This window comes from Arthrobacter sp. DMZ02-1R, assembly GCF_057747935.1.
In genome coordinates, this window is record NZ_CM173230.1 from 2259531 (window position 1) to 2280170 (window position 20640).

Here is a 20640-nt window from a genome sequence, read left to right on the forward strand (position 1 = left end):
CCGGTGACCTTCCACTACCTCGAAACCGCCGACGATCCGCGCGTTGCTGACTACACGCAACTCACGGATGTGCATCTCCGCAAGCTCCGCGAGCCGGCGGAGGGCATCTACATTGCCGAGTCATCCCGAGTGCTTCGGCGTGCCCTCGCGGCCGGGCATCGGCCCCGCTCCTTCTTCCTGGCGGAGAAGTGGCTGAAGGACCTCGACGACGTATTCCAACAATTCCCCGAGGTCCCGGTCTACATCGGCAAGGCCTCCCTGCTTGAAGAAATCACGGGGTTCCATTTACACAGAGGTGCAATGGCAGCGATGCATCGCCCGGCCCCGGTGCCCCTTGAAGAACTCCTCGCGGGCGCGCACCGTGTGGCCGTCCTCGAAGACATCGTCGACCACACGAACGTGAGGTGTTCCAAAATATCGGATGTTGATCCTGAGAAACGAACGCGTTCGAGGATCGCAATCCTGGAAAATCTTACGGATCATACGAATGTAGGTGCGGTTTTTCGCAGCGCCGCAGCGATCGGCGTCGATGCCGTGCTGGTGACGCCGCAATGTGCCGATCCGTTGTACCGGCGTTCGATCAGGGTCAGCATGGGCACAGTTTTCCAGGTGCCGTGGACGCGGATCGAATCGTGGCCAGAGGGTATCGAGCAGTTGAAGGAAGCAGGCTACTTCGTGGCGGGCATGTCTCTGGGGGAGGGAGCCATCACTCTTGATGAGCTGGTGGCCCAGGATCATCAAAACCTGGTGCTGGTTTTCGGAACCGAAGGCGATGGGCTGGAGCCTGAGACCGATCGATTGCTCGACGCGCGCGTGACGATTCCGATGATGAACGGCGTGGATTCGCTGAATGTCGCTGCGTCGTCGGCTGTGGCGTTCTATGCGACTAGGTAACGAATGGAATGTCCGTCCTCCTCAGGGGCCTTCGTCAGCGTGACCTTGGCCGGGTCGGCTGCCAGTCACAGATCGGGGACTGGACTCATCTGACCGCGGTCTCTGGCGGAACCAGCTCAGCTCTGGCCTGACCAAACTTGAGAAAGAGGGTGAGTTATACACCTAGTCAGCAGCACGTTTAGGGCCGTCAGCTGGCGTTTGTTGCATCGTCTGACTCACCCCTAGTTGCAACGTTCGTCAGCTCATTGGTTATCTAGCCCCTGGCTCGATTCTCGGTATGAAACCAGTGACCCGCAGTCAGAGACTGTCAGCCACCTGGGCTCGCTACCCCAGTTCGGCTCATGTAAGTTGATTCGGCGAGTCGGTCGGTAGCCTCCTACCTTGCTCATGGCGGGGCAAAGCCTAGGCTTTGCTTATGGTTTCTTATGCGGAGCTTGGCGCCGAACCGTTGTCTCGAATTTGGCAGGAGCTGAGAGCACTTCGCTCCAGGAAAGTCGGATCGGCCGGAAGCGGCGACCGGCGAGCAACGTTCGACGCTGCGCTGGAGCAGTCTGAGCAGCTGTTTACGACCGCCTCAAGGGTGGGGACCGCTACCCAGCCGATTCTGCTCTTCTACGGTCTGTCGCAGATGCGACGAGCGATCGCAGCTGCTTCCCCGTTGTTGTCGAAAAAGGAGTACAGCCCCTGTGGGCACGGACTCAGTGACGGTGAACTGCAAGGGGCAGCATCCCAAGGCTTGGCCAGTCTCAAGATTTGCGGGGAGGCGAATGGGGCGTTTCCAACAGTCGCCAGGGCGTTGAACGCGTCTTCAGTTGAAGAGCCGGTTCCGCTCGGGGCCCTCTGGGCATTGCTGCCCTACTGGGAGAGATTTCCGTTGCCGGGAAGCGGTAACCTCAAACGCCTTGAATGGGTTCCCAATCCGTCCGGCTACGTCTCCACCCATTCCGATGAGCTGGAATACTTCAATCTTCAAGGCCTCCCAACCAGGCTGCAAATAGCTGTTCCTGATCCCAACCGGGTCGAGGGCGAGGTCATCGACCACGAAAGGAAACTTCTCGAGGATTTCCTCAGCGCCTATCCAACGCTGACGGGATGGCGGCTACAAGGGCATCATCAGAGGGTCCCGTACGTCAGAACTACCGATGGGTCTTCTCTGACACTTGCCTTGCTGTTCCCCGGAACGTGACCGAGGGCGCAAAGGGTCCGGATCGCGCGTCCGCTTATCACGCGGCGTACTACGCATACCCAAGACTTGATGGAGCCGATCTGCCCGCTCACCCGTTCATGCTCTGGTGGGCGGTGCTGTTCCCGCTGTCACGCTTGGCTCGGTACTACCCAGAGCCCACGCTGCACCAGTTGAATTCATCCCCCGGGAGGCCCTCCGAGCGGTCCCAGAACTTGGGCTACGAGTGATAAAGCGCCTGGATGATTCAATCAAGGGCTAGCCTCGAGTAGAAGAGAACACCGCCCGCGATAACGACCGGTTGTCGCGCCCCCTGCCCGTTAGCCGATGCTCTTGCGGGTCGACACCTCATTCGGGACGGCGCGCCAACCAGTTAGTTGGCGCCAAACCCAGCCAGTAATCAGGCGACAGGCAAGCCAACAACGAGGCTAGACGAGTCGCTTCGCTTCCAATTCTCCATCCGGACAAGCCACTCATCGAGGACAGAGCCAGTGATCCCCGGCTGATCAAGATGCGCGTTGTGGCCTGCTCGGTCGAGAACTGCAACCGTGGACCGCAGGTAGTGGTCTGAAAGCGCGATCTGGTCCTGAAACCCGACGACGTGGTCTTGTCGTCCGGTGATGATCACGGTCGGGCCTTGAAACTTGGACGATCGCTGCTCAGGTTCGATCCGGAGCGCATAGCTGCTCTTAATCCGTTCGAACACGGCCTGGTCAAAAATCCGCAATCCTGGCAACACGGAATCACGGAATAGAGACCAGTTTTCCCTTGATTGGACGACCGCCATTGCCTCATAGGCCGCTGCATCCTCGGGGTTCAAAGACAACAGTAGGTTCGGGTCCTTTTGCATGACGGTTCGAGTTGGCACAGTTCGCGCCCCTTGCTCTGCCACTGCCACCGGGCAAAGGAGTGCGAGGCCCAGTACCTGGTCACCGAACTCGGCAGCAATGTACCGGGCGATCATTCCACCAAATGAGTTTCCGAGGACCGCGAACCTTTCGTCGCCGAAGGTTTTCCGAGCGAATGTGACAACGGCTCCTGCCACGGCAGCAGCGCCATCAATCTCAGGCCCGGCTGCGGACATACCCATTCCCGGCAGATCAATGTAAACACGCCTCCACTGTCCCTGTACGGCAAATACGGGATCAAGGCCCAGCAACAGGTGATGATCCATGCAGAATCCATGGATCATCAAGATTGGGGTCCCTGCCCCATGCTCAATAGAATGCGTGACTGAACGCTAACAGCACACAGCGGCACCGAAAGCCCCCTGCCACAGTAAAAGAGTCCAGACTCCGCCCTCGTGGGGGTTCAAAGAGGCCTTTGTGCGAACTGCTGGCAGCAAGTACCGCGCGCCTTGACCGGTACTGCGGTCAAAGCGCGCGGCCCTGACGCAAAGCGCAGGCGTCCGGTGAAGGATCGTTCACCGTGCCGCTCGTCGACGGGTAGCGTTGGACTATGTCTTTGCTCGTCCGTCCTTCTCTTGCCCTGCATGCGGCGTGGCTAGAGGCGCACGAGGAATGGGGCGACGGCCGCCATGAGGATGGTTTCGGTTTGGGGGAGACCGACGATGTCCGATCGTCGGAAGGATTCCGTGTGTTCGTCGACCGGCTCTTCGACAAGGAATCGTCGCCTGGCGACGACGGTGGCACATTTCGGTGGATCGTCGAGGACCGCGAGGTCCTCGGGGGAATCGCTCTGCGTCACGAATCCGCACAGGGCGTGGACGTGCTGGGACATGTGGGCTATGGACTCCGGCCGTCCGCCAGAGGCCGCGGCCTCGCCGCTGCGGCGCTCCGGGAAATGCTGTGCCTGGCGAAGGCCCGCAGTATGAATCGAGTTGTGCTGGCCTGCTTTGTGGACAACATTGCCTCGGTGAAGACTGTCGAACGCTGTGGAGGCGTTTTGGACCGGATCGTCATGACAGACCGAGGGGAAGTCGGGCGCTACACGATCAGCCCCTGATAGGGTCCAGCGATCCTTCACCCGCCACAAGGATGCCGTACGTTCCGCGCTCTCAGCGACCAAGCACCGAATCTGCTATCTGCCGTGAGCCAAGTCAGGGCATGCAACTATCGAGCGATGGGAACTACGAAAGCGGTTGCTTGTTGTTAGTGCGGGTTCGGTGCCACAGGATTGCGCCGCCGGCAACTAGGACTACGGCCGAGCAGAACAGTGCTAGCTGAGCTCCTGGGTTGCTGGAGGGCGGCTGTTTGCCTCCGGCGGGGCCTAATAGGACTGAAGTCAGCATCGTAGCCGTCAACGAGCTGATGGCCATGATTGGAGCGGTGGTGGCCGTCATTCTGCCCATGTAGTTGGGTGGTGTTGCTCGTTGTAGGATCGGGCCTTGGCATATTGCAAAAACTGAGAAGAAGACACCGGAGAGGAACATAAGTACGGCAGCAAGCTGAAATGAAGTGGTGAGCGCGTACGCAACGTAGGAAAGACCCAAAGCAATAATCGAGCCAACATACGCTTTTGGGTCTTGACGCCGAAGCGCCGGCACTCTGCTCGAGAAGACTGCCACTAGCAGGCTTCCTGAGGGGAACATGGCAGCCACGATTCCGTATTGCGCCGGAGAGAGGCCAAGGGTTTGGAGGGCGAAGAGCGATAATGATGCGTTGTTGATGCCCAGCGACGTGCCGTACAGGACGGTTGCGTAAAGGACAAGGCGTAGTTCTCCTATTGCCCAGATCGTTTTGAACCCGTCCGCGAACTTGTTCCAATAGCTCAAGCGTCCGATGGTGGTCTCGCGGTCCGATTCCGCGCTGTTCAGAAATAACAGCAGTAGGGCCGACAGCGCAAAAGTGAGGGCATTGAGTGCCAGCGCAACCCAGGGGCCGGCCACGGAGAAGATTGCGGGTCCAGACGCGGTGGCGGCGATGGCCACGCCTGTCGTTGCAAAACTTGATCGTGCAGCGGCAGCAAGCCGCATTTCGGGGGCAACGATTCTCTGCATGACTGCGGCACGGGCCGGATTGAAGAACTGCGCTAACGCGCTCACAGATCCCGTCATTGCGATTAGCGGGAATATGAGTGCGTGACCGTCGGATTCCATGTGCTTAATGACTGAAGCCGAAGCTACGATTACCCCGACACGGGTCCAGTCGCTAAAGATCATCGTCCTCTTTTGAGACCAATGGTCCGCCAATACGCCGGCGAATGGTCCGATCAGGATGCGTGGCACGGCTGCGGCCGCAACAACGGCGCCTACCATGAGTGGTGTGGTGGGGTCGGCGCCCCCGATTTCGGTGATAATCCAAACGGTGAGAGTGCTGGCGAGCAGGAACTCGCCGAACGAAGAGAGTGCCTGCGCGGCCCAAAGGATCGTGAAATTGTCGCCGAGCGAAACGTGAACACTGAACCCTTTGAATTCGGCCTTGCGCGCCGAGATTGGAGCGACCATCACCAGTTCCTCGCGAGGAGATCAGTGGCTCTGGCGCGAGTGCTGGGAGATTTCGCAAACCTCTCGGCGATTCTTAAGGCGACGAGTGCTTCTGGGTTGCCTTTGGTCGCTTGGTCAAGTGCATCGATGTCGCGCCACCTTTCCCACGAGTCATCGAAGGGGATCACTTCCGGGTGTCGTTCGGTCCAGTAGTGAGCATATTTTGACCACCCTCGGTACAAATCATCCCAAGACGGATATTGAAGGGGCGCCGACAGATGCTGGATGCAGATGGGCTCGTTCAACGGTTGATATCTCGCCTCGATGCTGACTCGCCACCCAGAGCCTGAGTTACTGGCTCCGCCATGAGGGGTGAAAGTATTGAAAATGAGCACATCTCCAGGCTGCAATTCGGGAACATGGCGGTCGTGTAAGAATTCTTGCCGAATCCGCCAACCGGATGGGTTTCCGGAATCCAGCTCAAACGGCAGTACGTGCTTGATGGAAGGCCGTTGGTAGACGGGGAGGGAACCGGTATTTTCATCCACGGGAAAGAGCGGAGTCCACATGGTGAGTTGGTTCGCGCTGCCTTGTAGTTCGGGAAAGTCCTGGTGCACGTCCGGCGGGGAGTAGATGTCCGAAAACGAGGGTGGCAAAGCACGCATCCACTTGGTTGGATGGCTGAATACCGGGGACCCGCCGAACAGATGCTGAACAAATGCCAACGCGTCCTGTGACTGAAACAATTCTTCTAAGATCTCATCCCTGGATGTCCGGGGGAGCAGCGCGGCTTCGATAGGGTCGTCCCCGCTGGTCACGAAAGAAGGTTGCAGTTGGCTGGTGAGTTTTCCGGTGCATACATTTAGGGACTTCAACTCATCGACCACCTTCTCCTGGACCTCTAGGAGGAGTTCCACGGGAAGCAGACTCCGCGCAATTGTGTAGCCGCGCTGTTCGAGGTCTTCTTTGGCTCGGGTCATGAACTCAAGGTTGGCAAAGGTCACGGCTGATCTCCAGGGTGCGATGAAGGGTATGCGAGCTTGAGAAAGTATAAGAAGTCGCGGTCCGGTCCCAGGTTGAAAGCTGCTGCCGCCAGGGATTCTCTTATGGCGGGCGTCATACGGGCAGAGAGCCCGTTGTGGAGGCCGCGAAGGAGCAAGGCGTGGCCCACACGCCCAACATCCATTAGTGACTGCGCGTATATCGCATCCTGCTGATTGGCCTCGCCGTGCGCGTACTCCCAGTCAATCCCGATCAGAACTGAAATGCCGGGTCCCGAAGCCCACTGTTGACCCTGGATCATTTGGGCCACTGAGGTTTCGTGAAACTCGACAAATGTAGGCCTCATGGAGCGGGGAGAGTGGTCGAGTATCCAGTAACCGTCTTTCCAACCATCCACGGATTGAGTGATCATGCCCGCAAATAGGTATTGGTGATCAATCATGGCCTGATAGGCGGTCCGAACGATCTCAGTGAAAACTTTGAATGGGATCGACGCTCCGGAATTCTTGGTAAGACTAGACCGCGACAGGATCTTCTTGAGCTCAAACCCAGAAACAATCTTATCTTCGAGAAATCGGTGTTCATTAGGGCGGTGTGGTGCTTCACGTCGGTCGGATTCGACGGAACGGAGGAATGCATAGGGGCGCTGCCAGTTTTTGTCAGCCCAGAAATCTGGAACACGGTATTTACCTGAGGCAGTCCAAATTGACGCCGTCATTCCCACCCCTCCAAAATGCCCGAAATGAGCGTGGGCGCCTCCCCTGAACCCAGCCCTGCTGTGTCGTCGAGAATCGAAAAGCTGACATCTGATCTGGAGGTGTATCTCCAGTTGCAGTAGCTCGCGAGAGCCGCGATTTGGCCATCGGCGTGACCGGCATCGACGAGAATGGCTCTGAAGCTCCTTGGATCCCGATAGCGAAACATCGCCCTCCGCACGATCGAGCCGATGACTATCGTTACGACCCAGTCAGCGCCGGAGGCCGCAACATGCTCCTGATGCAGGGTTCGGATCGTGTTGTTCTGGAAGGCAACCAGGGAATGCCGACGGGCATTGAAGTAGTAAGCACCGCTTTTCAGGGAAGGGGACCGGTGAACATACACAAAACAATCGGACGGATGCCGGGACCCACCCGAGGGGACCGATTTCTTCAGTAGTTCGACCTGGTGGTAGCCACTGTCTGGGTCATGATATGCGGCTTGATGCCTGCGGGCACCAAATGTTCCGGACAGGATCAGGCTCAGTTGACACGTCAACGAATGCCTTAATTCGTCGATCCCTAAGTCCGAAGCATCCTCCAACGGTATTTCGAGGATCGATTCAGGTTCAAGAACGATGTCGGGGTATTCGTCGGTCTCGACGAACCCCGCCATGATCTTCGCGTCTGCAATGCGGGCATCCATGCCCTGTGACGTATCCAGGAACGGGTGATCGCGAGTTGCTTGATGGTACCCGGAGGCCGCCGATTGCTTCTCGTCGGACAGGAGAGTCGCGGCAGAAACTTCCTGACTGGCTTCGTTGGCGACCCTGTTCATCTCCTCGGGGGTCAGCGCCGCTTTGTTCTGTATGGACTCCAAAAAGCCCACCATCTCCGAGCTGATCAAGACCGCAGGCTTACCGGTGCTGGTCTCCAGCCAAAAGTCTCGATCATTGTTCGTGTATATGGCTACTGCGGGAGAAAGTCTCATCACATGGTCCCCAAGTTGATTATCGGCTGGTAGTTACCAACGCATGATCCAGTGAACTTAAAGCGGGAGGCAGTGACCGGTGCACGCCAAGGTCTCCGGTCACTGCCTGTCCTGCATTTTTGGACTACTTACCTACGCGGTTCACTTTCGGCTTCGAAGGCATCCGGCCTTTGGTGATGCAGATGAGATTGCACGAGCTTTCCTGAAGCAGGGCAGTTTTGACAGTCATGTAACTTCCTTTCAGAGGTGCCGGCTATCGGCATGAGCGGGCAGGAACAGAGATTGCAACCAGCGGTCTCCGGATACTTAACTGCCCCTCACCCCGGTAAGAATTCCACCGAAAACAATACCCGTCAATAGTTGTCATAGAAACACTATCCAGTCAATATGTTGTCAATTGGGACACGCCAGATCAAGGTGAAGTGCCATCAAAGGTATCAACACCAAAGTGGCGCCAACAAAGAAACCTCTTACTTATGAAGTACGCATTACACGGCGATCGTGACGGCGAAAGTGTGGAATTTTTATGGAAAGTACCCGGACGACAAGCCGTCCAGCGCTGTCTCCCTTCGGAGAGCCTTGGCACTCGCTTCGCTTGCACCAAGGGAAGAGGGAGTCCGCTCCGTGGCCGGCTGTTGGGTGCTGCCGGTCCGTCGCAGAGCTCCTGCCCGTCATCACCTGTTGCTGCGTCTTCGACGCTTTCTTGGCTGCTGTCCTGGCGGGATTGTACGTGGCCGCCCCAGCCGAGAGCAGAAAGCATGGCAACAATCCCGGCGAGTATGCGTTCTTGACCCCGACAGCAAGAGAGTCAACGTGCTGATGAAGGGAGCGAGCATCGAGAGTCTTGCTCCCATCCACAACCACTCTTCATCCTCCGGGGTGAAGCCTGCGGCCGTCGCTGCCGCTTCGGCCGTGGCGTTCTGGGAACTGCGGCTGCGAAGCTGACGCGCCGAGCGGGTGACGCCACCCACCACGGGGTCGGTTCGTCGCAAGGTGCGGTTTCCGCTATGATTGATTGTTGGCCCGACACTGGGTATCTGTTTTCAAGCGAAATCGTTCTGAACGGCAGATGGTGCGCGGACCGAATCCATTCATACCTGGCAGCTGGCAAAATCCAGCTGCGTGAACAAAAGGTCCCATTATGAAGTCTGATATCCACCCGAAGTACGAAGCTGTTGTATTCAACGACCTGGCTTCCGGCGTCAAGTTCCTGACCAAGTCCACCGTGTCTTCTTCCAAGACCATCGAGTGGGAAGACGGCAACACCTACCCGGTCATCGACGTCGAAATCTCCTCGGAGTCCCACCCGTTCTACACGGGCAAGCAGCGCATTATGGACTCTGCAGGCCGCGTCGAGCGCTTCAACGCTCGCTTCAAGGGCTTCGGCGGCAAGAAGTAATCAACTTCACCTCCAAGCTTTGGTGAAAGCCCGCATCCGCCGTATCTTCGGTGGCTGCGGGTTTTTGCGTTTTCCGGCAGGATGGAAACCATGACTTCCAGCATGGCTTTCGAGCAAGGCGAGCAACAACTCCACGGCGAATACAAGGTCCCCGGCGGAAAACTCGTGGTCGTTGACCTCGACGTCGTGGACGGGCAGTTCGCACACGTCTCGCTCAGCGGAGACTTCTTCCTGGAACCGGACGAGGCCCTGCTGGACATCAACCGGGCGCTCACGGGGCTCACGGAAAGTTCGACGCCGGCCGAGATTTCCGCTGCCGTCTCCGCCGCGCTGCCTGCCGACTCGGTCCTGTTCGGCTTTTCCGCCGATGCCGTGGCTGTTGCTGTCCGCCGGGCGCTTGCCAAGGCCAGCGCCTGGGCGGACCACCAGTGGGAGGTCATCCCGCCGTCGGTCCTTCCCACGCACCTCAACGTCGCCTTGGACGAGGTCCTCACCGAGCAGGTGGGAGCCGGGCTCCGCAACCCAACCTTGCGCTTCTGGGACTGGGAGGAGCCGTCAGTGGTGATCGGCAGCTTCCAGTCATTCCGCAACGAGGTCGATCCCGACGGCGTCGCACGCCACGGCATCACTGTGGTCCGCCGCATCAGCGGCGGGGGAGCCATGTTCATGGAGGCCGGAAATTGCATCACCTATTCGCTCTATGTGCCACAGAGCCTGGTGGATGGCATCAGCTTTGCCGAGTCGTACGCGTTCCTGGACGCGTGGGTCCTGGCTGCGCTGGAAAAACTGGGCATTACCGCCTTCTACGTCCCGCTCAATGACATCGCTACCGAGCAAGGCAAGATCGGCGGCGCCGCGCAAAAGCGCCTCGCCAACGGCGGGATGCTGCACCACGTCACCATGAGCTACGACATCGACGCAGACAAAATGGTGGAGGTCTTGCGCATCGGCAAGGAGAAACTCTCCGACAAGGGCACCCGGAGTGCCAAGAAGCGCGTGGATCCGTTGCGGCGGCAGACCGGCTTGGCAAGGACGGAAATCATCAAGGCCATGCAGGAGGTCTTCATCGAGCGCTACGGGGCCACGGAGTCCCGCATCACCGACGCCGAATTGGCAACGGCACGGGAGCGGGTGCAATCAAAGTTCGGTACCGAAGAATGGCTGCACCGTGTTCCCTAATAGCCTATGTTCCCTAGGACAGACCGGCGGACTGACTGGCACTTACTCGGCCCGGTACGCATTCACTGCCTGTTGCAGGACCGGACCGTAGAGCGGCCATGAATCGGCGGGAGCCGCCACGATGAGGACGCTGCTGCCCCGGCTACCGGCCACGAAGCAGGCAATCTCACGGTAACGGTTGTTGCCGACATGGGTCACGTAGCTGTCGTCCACGCAGGAACCCGTGCCACCGCGGAAAGCCATTCCGGTACGGTCAGCGATCTTGGTGGGCGCCGAGGAGTTCTCGTCAGCCAAGTGGTCGAGCCGGAAGGTGTTCCAGTTGTCCAGCGACTCGCTGCCCTGCTGCGGTGTGGCGTTGAGGTATATCCGCAGTTCGCCGGTGGAGGACATGACGGCTGCGGATACGCTGCCGGGATCGCTTTCCGCGGGACTGGCGTCGGGTGGGACTGAAAGGACCCCGGCGCCATCCGGAAGTTCCATGGTTTTCCACCCTGCCGGGGCCGGTGCCGCGTTGAACCACGCGAACGGCGCTTCTGCGGATTGGACAGTTAGCGGCGGCTTCTGGACGGCGGAGCTGCACGCTGCGATGGCCATGATCCCGCTAGCTGTGATCACAGATATCCTTGCGGACAGCGTTGCCCTGGAGCGAGCCGGGGCGCTACTTGTTTCCATCGCCGTCGTCCGGTCCGCCGTTGTCGTCACCGTCGTGGTCGCCGCCATTAGGGTGCCGCGGGGGTGGCGGAACCATGTGCGATGGCACCTGTACGGGCGGCGTAACGATCGCTGGCGGGACTGGAGCTGGTGGGACTACAGCAGGCGGGGCAGCCGGAGGCGCGATCGGCGTCGCTGTCGGGGAGGTCGACGGCGTGAGGGGAGTCCCGGTGGTGACGCTCGGCGAAGGCGCCGGAGTGCCGGTAGAAGGCGCAGTGCTCGTGGGTGGGGTAACCGGCGCCGGAGTGGCGGGCTGTCCGCCGAAGCAGGCTCCGAGCAATAGGCTGGTGCCCAGCGTTGCGGCGGCAAGCACGGGGCGAGGAATCTTCATGGTAACCGTCCTCAAGAAAGGCCCGAGGCGAGGTGCAGGGCTTGCATCTAAAGACGATGCCGGCGAGTTCCGGGTTCAACGCCGGCCCGGCCGGAGAAGGGTCGGCGTTGAACCTGGAACTCAGCCGGCGGCTTGAGCCGTCAGGGCGCGGAATAGATGGCTCCGCTGCTCTATGACAATACGCCGAAGGGCCCTCGGGGCTCCGGTGTGCGTCGCAAGCCAATCGTCCGTGCGCTGGAGCACCGGGTGATCCGCCGGGATCATGCCCGCGGCGAGGTCCTGGGCTGAGGGAAAAAGACCCCGCACAATCCGGCCTGCGATCTCGATGCTCCTGGACTCCCAGACGCTTTCCAAGCAATCGAAGTACGGTTCAGTGAACCCGTCCAGCAGTCCCGACGGGGAAACGGAGAAACCTGCGATCGTCGCGCTCAGAATCTCGTTCGAGAGCGTGGTGTTGTTCACGGCGGCATCCCATGCGGCTGCCTTGACCGCGGCGTTGGGACGGGCAGCGGCCGCCAGCGCATGGCCTTCGCGGCCGGATGCCGTGTGGTCCCTGGCAAGTTCGGCATCCAATTCCGGCAGCCCGGCCGAGCCATTCGCTGCAAGGGCCTGCCACAGGCTCCACCGCAGATCCGCGTCCACTGTCAAGCCGTCCACAATGACGCCCCCGGAGAGGACGCCGCGGAGGAACTCGACGTAGGCGCTATCACGGCGAGACAGCTCGGCCAGGGTCCTGGCCCAGGCAAGTTGCTGGTCCGAACCGGGCTCGCTTGTGCGCAACAGACGCCCGCTCGTCTCCAGCAGGCTCCCGCGGACGGCACTGCGCTGCGGAGCCGGGACGTAACGCTCGACGGCGGTCACGGCGTTGCCAAGAACGTTGAGGAGCACGCCGATTCCTGACTCGGCGGGGGCGAAGCGTTCGACGGCGGTGACGTACAGCGCCGCCGGCGTGACGGCGTCGCGCGCTGAATCCCACAGGGCTGTCCAGCACAATGCCCGGGCCATCGGATCGCTGAGGCGGTCCAAGGAGGAACGTACTGTTGCCTCGGACCCCGCATCCAGGCGGACCTTGGCATAGCTGAGGTCGTTGTCGTTGACGAGGAGAAGGGCCGGGCGCGGCTTGCCCGCAAGTGCCTCCACCGAGGTTTCGGCGCCTTGGGCATCGGTCTCGACGACCTCGGTTCGGAGCAACCGGCCGCCGTCGTCAAAGTTGTAGAGACCGATCCTGAGCCTATGCGGTCGGTGTTCTTGCTCGCCCGTGATAGGGTCCACGGAGTCCTGGCGCAGCGTCACTGACTCCATGACATGGCTGCCCCCTGAGATCTCAGCCGTCATGGTGGAAATCCCTGAAGTCTGCAACCACTGGTGGGCCCACGTGCCAAGGTCCCGGCCCGATGCTGTGCCCAATGCTTCGAGGAGGTCGGCCAATGAGGTGTTGCCGTACTCGTGATCCTTGAAGTAGCGTCGCGAGCCGCCAATGAAGGCCTCGAAGCCGACGTAAGCCACCAATTGCTTGAGGACGGACGCACCTTTTGCATAAGTGATCCCGTCGAAGTTCTGCTTCGCAGCTTCCAGGTCGGGAATGTCCGCGACGATGGGGTGGGTGGTGGGCAACTGGTCCTGCACGTATGCCCAGGATTTGCGCTTGTTCGCGAAATTCACCCAGGCGCTGTCCCAGTCCGTGGCCTTGTCCACGCCGAGGGTGCCCATGTAGTCGGCGAAGGATTCCTTGAGCCAGAGATCGTCCCACCAGGTCATGGTCACGAGGTCTCCGAACCACATGTGGGCCATCTCGTGCATGAGGGTGTTGGCGCGGGCCTGGTACTGGGCATCGGTGGCCCGCGAGGTGAAGACGTATTTCTCCGTGAAGGTGACGAGGCCGGGATTTTCCATGGCCCCAAGGTTGTACTCGGGCACGAACGCCTGATCGTACTTGCCCCACGGGTACGGGTAGTCGAAGAGGTCGTTGAAGAAGTCCAGGCCGTTCTTCGTCAACCGGAAAAGCTCCGCTGTATCGAAGGACTCTTGCATGGATGCGCGGCAATAAAGCGCCAGTGGAACCTCAAGGCTCGTCCCGTCGTCGAGCGTTTTGCTCCAGTGATCCGTGGCACGGAAGTAGGGACCGGCGAGGACGGTGGTGATGTAGGTGGAAATCCGCTTGGTGGTGGCGAAGTCCCAGCGGCTCGTGGCCGGATCGCTCGTCAGTTGCGTCCGCGCGAGCTCGGCGCCGTTGGAGGCCACCTGCCAAGCGGAAGGCGCCATAACGTGGAAGGTGAATTCGGCCTTGAGGTCCGGCTGTTCGAAATTCGCGAAGACGCGGCGGGCATCCGCCGGTTCGTATTGCGTGTAGAGGTAGCACTGTCCGTCGGCGGGATCGACGAAGCGGTGCATGCCCTCTCCGGAGCGGCTGTAAAGGGCGGTTCCGGTGACCGTGACTTGATTTTCAGCCTGGAGATTGTTGAGGCGGATCCTGTCGCCGTTCACTACCTCGTCGACGTCGAGCCCTTTCCCGTTGAGGAAGACGCTGTGCACGCCACCGTGGATGAAATCCAGGAACGTGGAGGAACCAGGCTCGGCGGAAAAGTTGATGACGCTGCGGCTCGTGTACCCCGGCACGTCAGGGTCGGCGGCTTCGCGGACGTCGAGCGAGACATCGTAGCTGTGCGTGCTGATCAGGGCTGAACGGGTGGCGGCCTCAGCGCGCGCTAGATTGTGATTCGACACTCAACTATCTAATCATGAGCATGACGGCGCCCAGGCCCAGCAGCGCGATGAGGAACCACGAGCCCAGGGCAACCAGCGCGGCACGCCCCCCGGTGAGCAACAGCGTGCGGACGCGGACCGCCGAACCTAGCCCGAACAAGGCCGAGGCGAGCAGTATGTCCTGGAGTCCGCCCGCAGCGTCCAGGACGCCCGGAGCGAGCCATCCAAGCGAGCGGGCGGCCACCATGGCGATGAATCCGACGACGAACAAGGGAACGATCGGCGGGAACTTGCCGCCGTCGTCATTCGCCTCATTGCCGTTGCGTGACTTCCGCCGCATCGACCACCGCTGCGTGAGGCCGGCCCCCGCAACAATGGGAGCCAGCAGGATCACTCGCGTGAGTTTGACGACGACGGCGATGGCCAGCGCCGCCGGACCCGCGGTCTGTGCCGTGGCAACTACTTGACCGACGTCGTGGACCGAAGCGCCGGTCCAGGCACCGAATTGTTCGGGACTCAGGCCCAAGGGGTGCATGAGCAGGGGAAGGACGCCGATGGCGAGCGTGCCGCACAGGGTCACCAAGGCAACGGGCAAGACGGTGTCCTGGTGTTTGATGCGGCGCACCGCGGCCATGGCTCCGATCGCCGAGGCGCCACAGATGGAGAATCCGGTTGCTATCAACAGGGCACCTTCGCACGGAAGCTTTACCAGGCGGGCCAGTCCGTACGTGCCGGCGAAACTTAGCAGCACGACGGCGGCAATCAGGACGAGCGCGAACCAGCCAAGGTCAAGGACATCAACAACGCTGACCTTCAAGCCCAACAGGACGATGCCCGCCCGCATGTGGTGCTTGCCGGCGAAGTCAAGGCCCGGGCGGGCGCGTCCGGCAGCCCATGCCGCCGTGCCCGGTATATTTGCAGCTAACAAACCCAGCGCTACAGCGGCTGTCATGGCAGGGATGGGGGGAAGCAGGGCATGGACAATGAAGGCAAGTCCAGTGGCCGCCACTGCCATGAAGATCCCGGCTCCCAATCGGGAGACGGGGGCCGGAAGACGCTTGGGGTGCATTCGTCAACCTTGATGCATGCAAGCGCTGAAATGCGAACCGGGATTAAAGCTGGTGTCGCAACATGCAGAACGCGAAATGCGTTCGTAATCGAAAAGGTGATTGTCTGAGTCCCATGTCAGAGCTATTCCGGGATTACTCCGAGGCCGCCGCCCGTTCCGGCGCCTACGACGAAATGTTCGCCCCAGGCACAGTTGCACGAAAATCCTATGGCCAGGTGGACGGCGCACTCCGCGAGCTTTCGCTTGCCGATGTGAGTGCGCGTGCCGAGTCGATGGCGCGGACCTTCTTGGACCGGGGCGTGACCTTCGACTATGCGGGGGAGGAGCGTCCTTTCCCGTTGGATATCGTGCCGAGGGTGATTCCGGCTGACGAGTGGGATGTTCTTGAGCGTGGGGTCAAACAGCGGGTGCGCGCGTTGGAAGCGTTCCTCGATGATGTGTACGGGCGGATGGCCGTGGTCGCAGACGGTGTGGTGCCGCGGGCGTTGGTGACAACGAGCGCGCATTTCCACCGTGCGGTGCATGGTTTCGAGCCGGCCGGCGGAGTGCGGGTGCACGTGTCCGGGATCGACGTGGTCCGTGATGCGGCGGGCACGTTTCGGGTGCTGGAGGACAACGTGCGGGTGCCGTCGGGGGTGTCCTATGTGCTGGAGAACCGGCGGGCTATGGCGAAGGGTTTGCCCGAGGCGTTCGGGCAGCAGCCCATCCGGCCGGTGGAGGAATACCCGCGCCGTCTGCTCTCGGCGTTGCGGAAGACGGCGCCGTCGGGGGTGGATGATCCCACCGTGGTGGTGTTGACGCCGGGGGTGTTCAACAGCGCCTACTTCGAGCACACGCTGCTGGCCGGGCTGATGGGTGTGGAGCTGGTGGAGGGCAGGGACCTGATCTGCCGCGGCAACCGGGTCTACATGCGCACCACGGCCGGTGAACAGCGCGTCGATGTGATTTACAAGCGGATTGATGATGAGTTCCTCGACCCGTTGCAGTTCCGTTCCGATTCCATGCTGGGGTGTCCGGGGCTGGTGAACGCCGCCCGGGCGGGCGGGGTGACCATCGCGAACGCGGTGGGCAACGGAGTGGCGGACGACAAGCTGGTCTATTCCTATGTGCCGGATCTGATCCGGTACTACCTGCATGAGGAGCCGGTGATCGCCAATGTGGAGACGTTCCGGCTGGAGGAGAAGGAAGCCCGTGAGCAGGTCCTGGACCGGCTCGAGGAATTGGTGGTCAAGCCGGTGGACGGCTCCGGAGGCAAGGGCCTGGTGATCGGTCCGGATGCTTCGCGGGAGGAGCTTGATGCCTTGCGGAAGCGGGTGTTGGCGGATCCGCGAGGCTGGATCGCGCAGCCGGTCCTGCAGCTCTCCACCGTGCCGACGCTCTCGGGGGACCGGTTCGGGCCCCGGCACGTCGATCTGCGTCCGTTCGCGGTCAACGACGGCGACGACGTCTGGGTGCTGCCCGGCGGCCTGACCCGGGTGGCATTGAAGGAAGGCTCGCTGATCGTGAACTCTTCCCAGGGCGGCGGGTCGAAGGACACCTGGGTGCTCTCGGACTCCCCGCAACTGCCCGCCGTGGAGCTGCCCCGCTCCTCCATCACGGTCCGTGAGCAGGTCTCGGTATGGCCCGTTGAAAGCAACTGGCGGGATCGCCAGTCGGACCAGCAGCAGTGACCGGCCTCGCCATGGTGCACGGACCGGATGACATTCATCGCCACAACGCAGGACCCGAAGGAGGCACAGCCCCATGCTGAGCCGTATTGCTGAATCCCTTTTCTGGATCGGCCGCTATGTGGAGCGCGCCGACGGAACGGCCAGAATCCTGGACGTCCATCTCGAACGCCTGAACCACCTTCCGCTCGAAGAGCAACGCAGCGTGGCAAGGGAACTCCTGGCCGTCATGGGAGCCCGTCCCCAGAGCGAGGACTTCGGCTTGCCCGAACTGCTCCACGCCCTCGCCTACGACAAGACGAGTGCCACCTCCATTGCAGGTTCGCTGGGGGCTGCGCGCGAGAACGCGCGCCGGGCTCGGGAGACCGTGTCCTCTTCATTGTGGGAGAGCCTCAACACCACGTACTACGGGCTGAACCAGCACCGTAAAGACGTCGTGGGTACGTACCGCTTCTGCAACTGGGTACTGGAACGCACCGCCATGGTCAGGGGCCTCGCGGACACCACTGTGAGCCACGATGAAAGCTGGCTCTTCCTCGTTCTGGGCCGCTCGCTCGAACGTGCCGACATGACCGCGCGGATGCTGTCCACCAGGGATGTCCTCTCCGCGGGAATGTCCTGGGTGAACATGCTGCGCTGCGCTGGTGCCTACGAGTCGTTCCTGCGGACCCGCCGTGCTGCTTTTGGAGACCAGCACGCTGCCGAGTTCCTCCTGCTGGACCGTTTGTTCCCACGCTCCATCGTTTTCGCCCTGCGCGACGCCGACGAGTGCCTGGCCAAGCTGGATCCCTCCGCCCAGCGGGTGGGCTTCATCAATGACGCCCGTCGGATCGTCGGCCAGGCCCGCACGTTCCTTGAGTTCCACCGCACGGACGATCTGATGTCCGAGTTGCCCGAGCACATGGACCGCGTTCAGAAGGCAGTAACCCAGGCCTCCGACGCAATTTCCCGTAAGTACTTCAATCAGGCGGATGAACTGGCCTGGGTGGGAGAAGTTTCATGACCCGGCTGAGCATCGTCCACAAGACGGCCTACAAATACAACCGCCGCGTGACACTGTCGTACAACGAGGCACGCATGACGCCCTTGACCGATCCGCAACAGGTGGTCCTTGAATCCTCACTGAAGATCACGCCGTCGCAGGCTGCCGTAAGTACCTACCGAGACTATTGGGGCACTCGCGTGACTGCGTTCGATATGCAGATGCCGCACGAGCGCCTCGAAGTCCTGGCCACCGCAACTGTGGAGGTCCACCGGGTGGAGCGAGTAGCCCTGGACGAAGAGATCGTAGGCTGGGATGTGATGGGCTCGGACGAGATTCGGGACCAGTTCAGCGACTGGTTGCCACAGTCGCAGCTCAGCGGACCCGGCGAGGAAGTCCTCGGCATCATTCCCGCCGTCGTCGCCGGCAAGAACCCGCACCAGACAGCCATGGCGATTTTCGAATGGATGCGCGGCGAGATGAGCTACGTGAAAGGCACCACCGGCGTCACCACGAACGCAGAAGAGGCCTGGAACCAACGTCAGGGAGTCTGCCAGGATCTGGCCCACCTGGCCATTGGTTCGCTCCGGAGTTGCGGCATTCCAGCGAGGTATGTGTCCGGCTACATCCATCCGCGGCCCACGGCCGAGATCGGGGAAACGGTGGCTGGCCAATCCCACGCGTGGCTGGAATGGTGGGACGGCGAATGGCGCAGTTGGGATCCCACCAACCACAAGCCTGCCGGGGACTATCACGTCACGGTGGCACGCGGAAGGGACTACCGGGATGTTCCTCCCTTGAAGGGCATCTTGTCCGGCGGCGGCGGATCGGGCCTGACCGTGACCGTTGAGATCACGCGACTGACGTAGGCGCGGGCCCGCGGCCCTCCACCTGGGTTACCAGGGGGAGGGCTTGTAGTCCTTCAGGAAGACGCCGTACTGGTCTTCGCCGTTTTCGCCCATGACGATGGGGTCGTAGACCCGCGCCGCTCCATCCACGAGATCGAGCGGTGCGTGGAAGCCTTCCTCCATGAGTCGGACTTTGGTGTAATGCGGACGTTCGTCCGTGATCCAACCGGTGTCGACGGCGGTCATCAGGATCCCGTCACTGTCCAGCATCTCTTGCGCGCTGGTCCGTGTCATCATGTTCAACGCAGCCTTTGCCATGTTGGTATGCGGGTGCCCGGGGCCCTTGTAGGCGCGGGAGAACTGCCCCTCCATGGCTGAGACGTTCACGATGTACTTTCGGCGTGCCGTGGACCGCTTCATGGCCTCGCGGAGCCGGCTGACCAGCAGGAATGGCGCGGTGACGTTGCAAAGCTGAACCTCGAGCATCTCCAGGGGATCGACTTCGTCCACCACTTGGGTCCAGCTGTTGATCGTCGCAAGGTCGGGGACCAATCCGCCGGCGTCGATCGCGGTGCCCGTAGCGATTCGCTCCAACGACGCGGAGCCCGTGGACAGGGCGAGCGAGGTAATCGCATCTCCTGCTAGTACCGGACGCTCGGTGACGCTATGGGTGATGGCCAAGGGATGTTTGTCGTGGGCGTGTCCGAACGTAACCAGCTCCGGACCGCCGTTGGCCGCCTGCAGGGCCTCCGGCAGTGGCTCGTCCTCGGCATCCACCAAGGGTTTGTACGCGTTCCCGGAACGGCGGACCGTCTGGGCGGCGTTGTTGATTATGATGTCGAGGGAACCGGCTTCATTGAGTGAGTCGGTGAGGGCCATGACCTGCGAAGGGTCGCGGAGATCGATGCCCACAATCCTGAGCCGGTGCAACCAGTCCGCGCTGTCCTCCATGGCTGCAAAGCGGCGTGCCGCATCCTTGGGAAAACGGGTGGTGATGGTGGTGTGTGCGCCGTCGCGGAGCAAGCGGAGGGCGATGTACATGCCGATCTTGGCGCGGCCGCCCGTGAGCAGGGCACGGCGTCCGCTCAAGTCGGTGCGGGCATCCCGCTTGCTGTGGCTGAAGGCCGCACACTCCGGACACAGCTGGTGGTAGAACGCGTCTACCTGCGTGTAGTGCTGTTTACAGATGTAACAGGGCCTCGAGCGGATGAGATGGCCAGCGATTTCGCCCGTGGCAGAGGTGGCTAGCTTGTTGCCGCGGGTCTCGTCGTCGATCCTGTCCGGGGCCGCAGTGGCAGTCAAGGCGAGGACCGCGCGGTCGGCTTCCGCGATCTCGTCCCGTTTGGTAACCCGGCGGTGGCGCTTGACGGCCTTGAACATCTTCCCCGTGGCACGACGGACAGCGACGTAGTCGGGGTGCTCCTCGTCATAGGCGTGGATAGTGTTCAGGACCTTGAGGGCGGCCTGGATCTCTTCAGGCGTCAAATCGGCGGGGCTCATTGGCTCAATTTTACAGGGTCGCGCACAGCAAAGCCTCCCCGGCGACAGAGGCTGAATACCTGTTGTCGCCGGAGAGGCCGTGGGCTGCTCTTGGTTCCTGG

The 20640-nt window shown here is 61.2% G+C and carries 19 protein-coding genes; 9 read left to right on the forward strand and 10 right to left on the reverse strand.

All coding sequences use genetic code 11. The features are described 5' to 3' along the window. The first annotated feature begins 3 nt into the window (after window positions 1-3). Window positions 4-894: a TrmH family RNA methyltransferase gene (locus tag AC3ANQ_RS11035; RefSeq protein ID WP_488305086.1), complete on the forward strand. Its 891-nt coding sequence runs from the start codon at window positions 4-6 to the stop codon at window positions 892-894. A gap of 415 nt (window positions 895-1309) precedes the next feature. Beyond that, a complete protein-coding gene (locus AC3ANQ_RS11040; RefSeq protein ID WP_488305087.1) occupies window positions 1310-2080 on the forward strand; it encodes a YaaC family protein in 771 nt (256 codons plus the stop codon). Window positions 2081-2477: 397 nt separating this feature from the next. Here the strand turns inward: AC3ANQ_RS11040 and AC3ANQ_RS11045 are convergent, their stop codons facing one another. Beyond that, window positions 2478-3269 carry an alpha/beta fold hydrolase gene (locus AC3ANQ_RS11045; RefSeq protein WP_488305088.1) on the reverse strand — a complete coding sequence of 264 codons (792 nt, stop codon included), beginning with the start codon at window positions 3267-3269 and terminating at the stop codon, window positions 2478-2480. A gap of 266 nt (window positions 3270-3535) precedes the next feature. Here AC3ANQ_RS11045 and AC3ANQ_RS11050 point away from each other — a divergent pair, with 266 nt between their 5' ends. Next, window positions 3536-4042: a GNAT family N-acetyltransferase gene (locus AC3ANQ_RS11050; RefSeq protein ID WP_488305089.1), complete on the forward strand. Its 507-nt coding sequence runs from the start codon at window positions 3536-3538 to the stop codon at window positions 4040-4042. Window positions 4043-4166: 124 nt separating this feature from the next. Here AC3ANQ_RS11050 and AC3ANQ_RS11055 read toward each other — a convergent pair whose 3' ends face one another. Genes AC3ANQ_RS11055 through AC3ANQ_RS11070 form a run of 4 tightly spaced genes read right to left on the reverse strand, consistent with a single transcriptional unit; the run spans window position 4167 to window position 8066 of the window. Further along, window positions 4167-5483 (reverse strand): MFS transporter, encoded by a 1317-nt coding sequence (locus AC3ANQ_RS11055; RefSeq protein ID WP_488305090.1) that lies wholly within the window; start codon window positions 5481-5483, stop codon window positions 4167-4169. Next, a complete protein-coding gene (locus tag AC3ANQ_RS11060) occupies window positions 5483-6466 on the reverse strand; it encodes a phytanoyl-CoA dioxygenase family protein (protein WP_488305091.1) in 984 nt (327 codons plus the stop codon). Before AC3ANQ_RS11060 ends, AC3ANQ_RS11055 begins: the two co-directional genes overlap by 1 nt. Then, window positions 6463-7182, reverse strand: a complete 720-nt coding sequence (locus AC3ANQ_RS11065; protein ID WP_488305092.1) for a hypothetical protein — start codon at window positions 7180-7182, stop codon at window positions 6463-6465. The genes AC3ANQ_RS11060 and AC3ANQ_RS11065 overlap by 4 nt, the downstream gene beginning before the upstream one ends. Further along, window positions 7179-8066, reverse strand: coding sequence for a nitroreductase family protein (locus AC3ANQ_RS11070; RefSeq protein ID WP_488305093.1), 888 nt, complete (start codon window positions 8064-8066; stop codon window positions 7179-7181). The genes AC3ANQ_RS11065 and AC3ANQ_RS11070 overlap by 4 nt, the downstream gene beginning before the upstream one ends. Before the next feature lie 897 nt (window positions 8067-8963). On the opposite strand from AC3ANQ_RS11070, the gene AC3ANQ_RS11075 reads away from it, so the two are divergent. From AC3ANQ_RS11075 to lplAB, 3 genes are all read left to right on the forward strand, one after another. After that, window positions 8964-9095: a hypothetical protein gene (locus AC3ANQ_RS11075; RefSeq protein WP_488305094.1), complete on the forward strand. Its 132-nt coding sequence runs from the start codon at window positions 8964-8966 to the stop codon at window positions 9093-9095. A 196-nt stretch (window positions 9096-9291) separates the two neighbouring features. Continuing rightward, complete coding sequence (locus AC3ANQ_RS11080) at window positions 9292-9549, forward strand: type B 50S ribosomal protein L31 (RefSeq protein ID WP_009358283.1); 258 nt, start codon at window positions 9292-9294, stop codon at window positions 9547-9549. An 81-nt stretch (window positions 9550-9630) separates the two neighbouring features. Next, window positions 9631-10728 (forward strand): lipoate-protein ligase LplAB, encoded by a 1098-nt coding sequence (lplAB, locus tag AC3ANQ_RS11085; protein WP_488305095.1) that lies wholly within the window; start codon window positions 9631-9633, stop codon window positions 10726-10728. 42 nt (window positions 10729-10770) lie between these two features. On the opposite strand, the gene AC3ANQ_RS11090 is transcribed toward lplAB, so the two are convergent. From AC3ANQ_RS11090 to AC3ANQ_RS11105, 4 genes are all read right to left on the reverse strand, one after another. Next, window positions 10771-11343, reverse strand: a complete 573-nt coding sequence (locus tag AC3ANQ_RS11090) for a hypothetical protein (protein ID WP_488305096.1) — start codon at window positions 11341-11343, stop codon at window positions 10771-10773. Between the two features lie 43 nt (window positions 11344-11386). Further along, window positions 11387-11770: a hypothetical protein gene (locus AC3ANQ_RS11095; protein WP_488305097.1), complete on the reverse strand. Its 384-nt coding sequence runs from the start codon at window positions 11768-11770 to the stop codon at window positions 11387-11389. Between the two features lie 120 nt (window positions 11771-11890). Beyond that, window positions 11891-14494, reverse strand: a complete 2604-nt coding sequence (gene pepN, locus AC3ANQ_RS11100; protein WP_488305098.1) for an aminopeptidase N — start codon at window positions 14492-14494, stop codon at window positions 11891-11893. Between the two features lie 4 nt (window positions 14495-14498). After that, window positions 14499-15542 (reverse strand): YeiH family protein, encoded by a 1044-nt coding sequence (locus AC3ANQ_RS11105; RefSeq protein ID WP_488305099.1) that lies wholly within the window; start codon window positions 15540-15542, stop codon window positions 14499-14501. A gap of 113 nt (window positions 15543-15655) precedes the next feature. On the opposite strand from AC3ANQ_RS11105, the gene AC3ANQ_RS11110 reads away from it, so the two are divergent. The 3 genes from AC3ANQ_RS11110 to AC3ANQ_RS11120 all read left to right on the forward strand — a co-directional run bounded on the left by AC3ANQ_RS11110 (window position 15656) and on the right by AC3ANQ_RS11120 (window position 19060). Next, a complete protein-coding gene (locus AC3ANQ_RS11110; RefSeq protein ID WP_265977424.1) occupies window positions 15656-17212 on the forward strand; it encodes a circularly permuted type 2 ATP-grasp protein in 1557 nt (518 codons plus the stop codon). Between the two features lie 73 nt (window positions 17213-17285). Next, complete coding sequence (locus AC3ANQ_RS11115; RefSeq protein WP_265977423.1) at window positions 17286-18212, forward strand: alpha-E domain-containing protein; 927 nt, start codon at window positions 17286-17288, stop codon at window positions 18210-18212. Further along, the gene (locus AC3ANQ_RS11120) at window positions 18209-19060 is read left to right on the forward strand and encodes a transglutaminase family protein (protein ID WP_488305100.1); all 852 of its coding nucleotides are present in this window, start codon (window positions 18209-18211) and stop codon (window positions 19058-19060) included. Before AC3ANQ_RS11115 ends, AC3ANQ_RS11120 begins: the two co-directional genes overlap by 4 nt. A 27-nt stretch (window positions 19061-19087) precedes the next feature. On the opposite strand, the gene AC3ANQ_RS11125 is transcribed toward AC3ANQ_RS11120, so the two are convergent. Next, window positions 19088-20539 (reverse strand): SDR family oxidoreductase, encoded by a 1452-nt coding sequence (locus tag AC3ANQ_RS11125; RefSeq protein WP_488305101.1) that lies wholly within the window; start codon window positions 20537-20539, stop codon window positions 19088-19090. Window positions 20540-20640: the final 101 nt, after the last annotated feature.

Coding starts and splice junctions, on each gene's coding strand:
- AC3ANQ_RS11040 (WP_488305087.1), top strand. CDS start 1,310: ATGGTTTCTTATGCGGAGCTTGGCGCCGAACCGTTGTCTCGAATTTGG.
- AC3ANQ_RS11045 (WP_488305088.1), bottom strand. CDS start 3,269: ATGATCCATGGATTCTGCATGGATCATCACCTGTTGCTGGGCCTTGAT.
- AC3ANQ_RS11050 (WP_488305089.1), top strand. CDS start 3,536: ATGTCTTTGCTCGTCCGTCCTTCTCTTGCCCTGCATGCGGCGTGGCTA.
- AC3ANQ_RS11055 (WP_488305090.1), bottom strand. CDS start 5,483: ATGGTCGCTCCAATCTCGGCGCGCAAGGCCGAATTCAAAGGGTTCAGT.
- AC3ANQ_RS11065 (WP_488305092.1), bottom strand. CDS start 7,182: ATGACGGCGTCAATTTGGACTGCCTCAGGTAAATACCGTGTTCCAGAT.
- AC3ANQ_RS11080 (WP_009358283.1), top strand. CDS start 9,292: ATGAAGTCTGATATCCACCCGAAGTACGAAGCTGTTGTATTCAACGAC.
- lplAB (WP_488305095.1), top strand. CDS start 9,631: ATGGAAACCATGACTTCCAGCATGGCTTTCGAGCAAGGCGAGCAACAA.
- AC3ANQ_RS11095 (WP_488305097.1), bottom strand. CDS start 11,770: ATGAAGATTCCTCGCCCCGTGCTTGCCGCCGCAACGCTGGGCACCAGC.
- AC3ANQ_RS11105 (WP_488305099.1), bottom strand. CDS start 15,542: ATGCACCCCAAGCGTCTTCCGGCCCCCGTCTCCCGATTGGGAGCCGGG.
- AC3ANQ_RS11110 (WP_265977424.1), top strand. CDS start 15,656: ATGTCAGAGCTATTCCGGGATTACTCCGAGGCCGCCGCCCGTTCCGGC.
- AC3ANQ_RS11115 (WP_265977423.1), top strand. CDS start 17,286: ATGCTGAGCCGTATTGCTGAATCCCTTTTCTGGATCGGCCGCTATGTG.
- AC3ANQ_RS11120 (WP_488305100.1), top strand. CDS start 18,209: ATGACCCGGCTGAGCATCGTCCACAAGACGGCCTACAAATACAACCGC.
- AC3ANQ_RS11125 (WP_488305101.1), bottom strand. CDS start 20,539: ATGAGCCCCGCCGATTTGACGCCTGAAGAGATCCAGGCCGCCCTCAAG.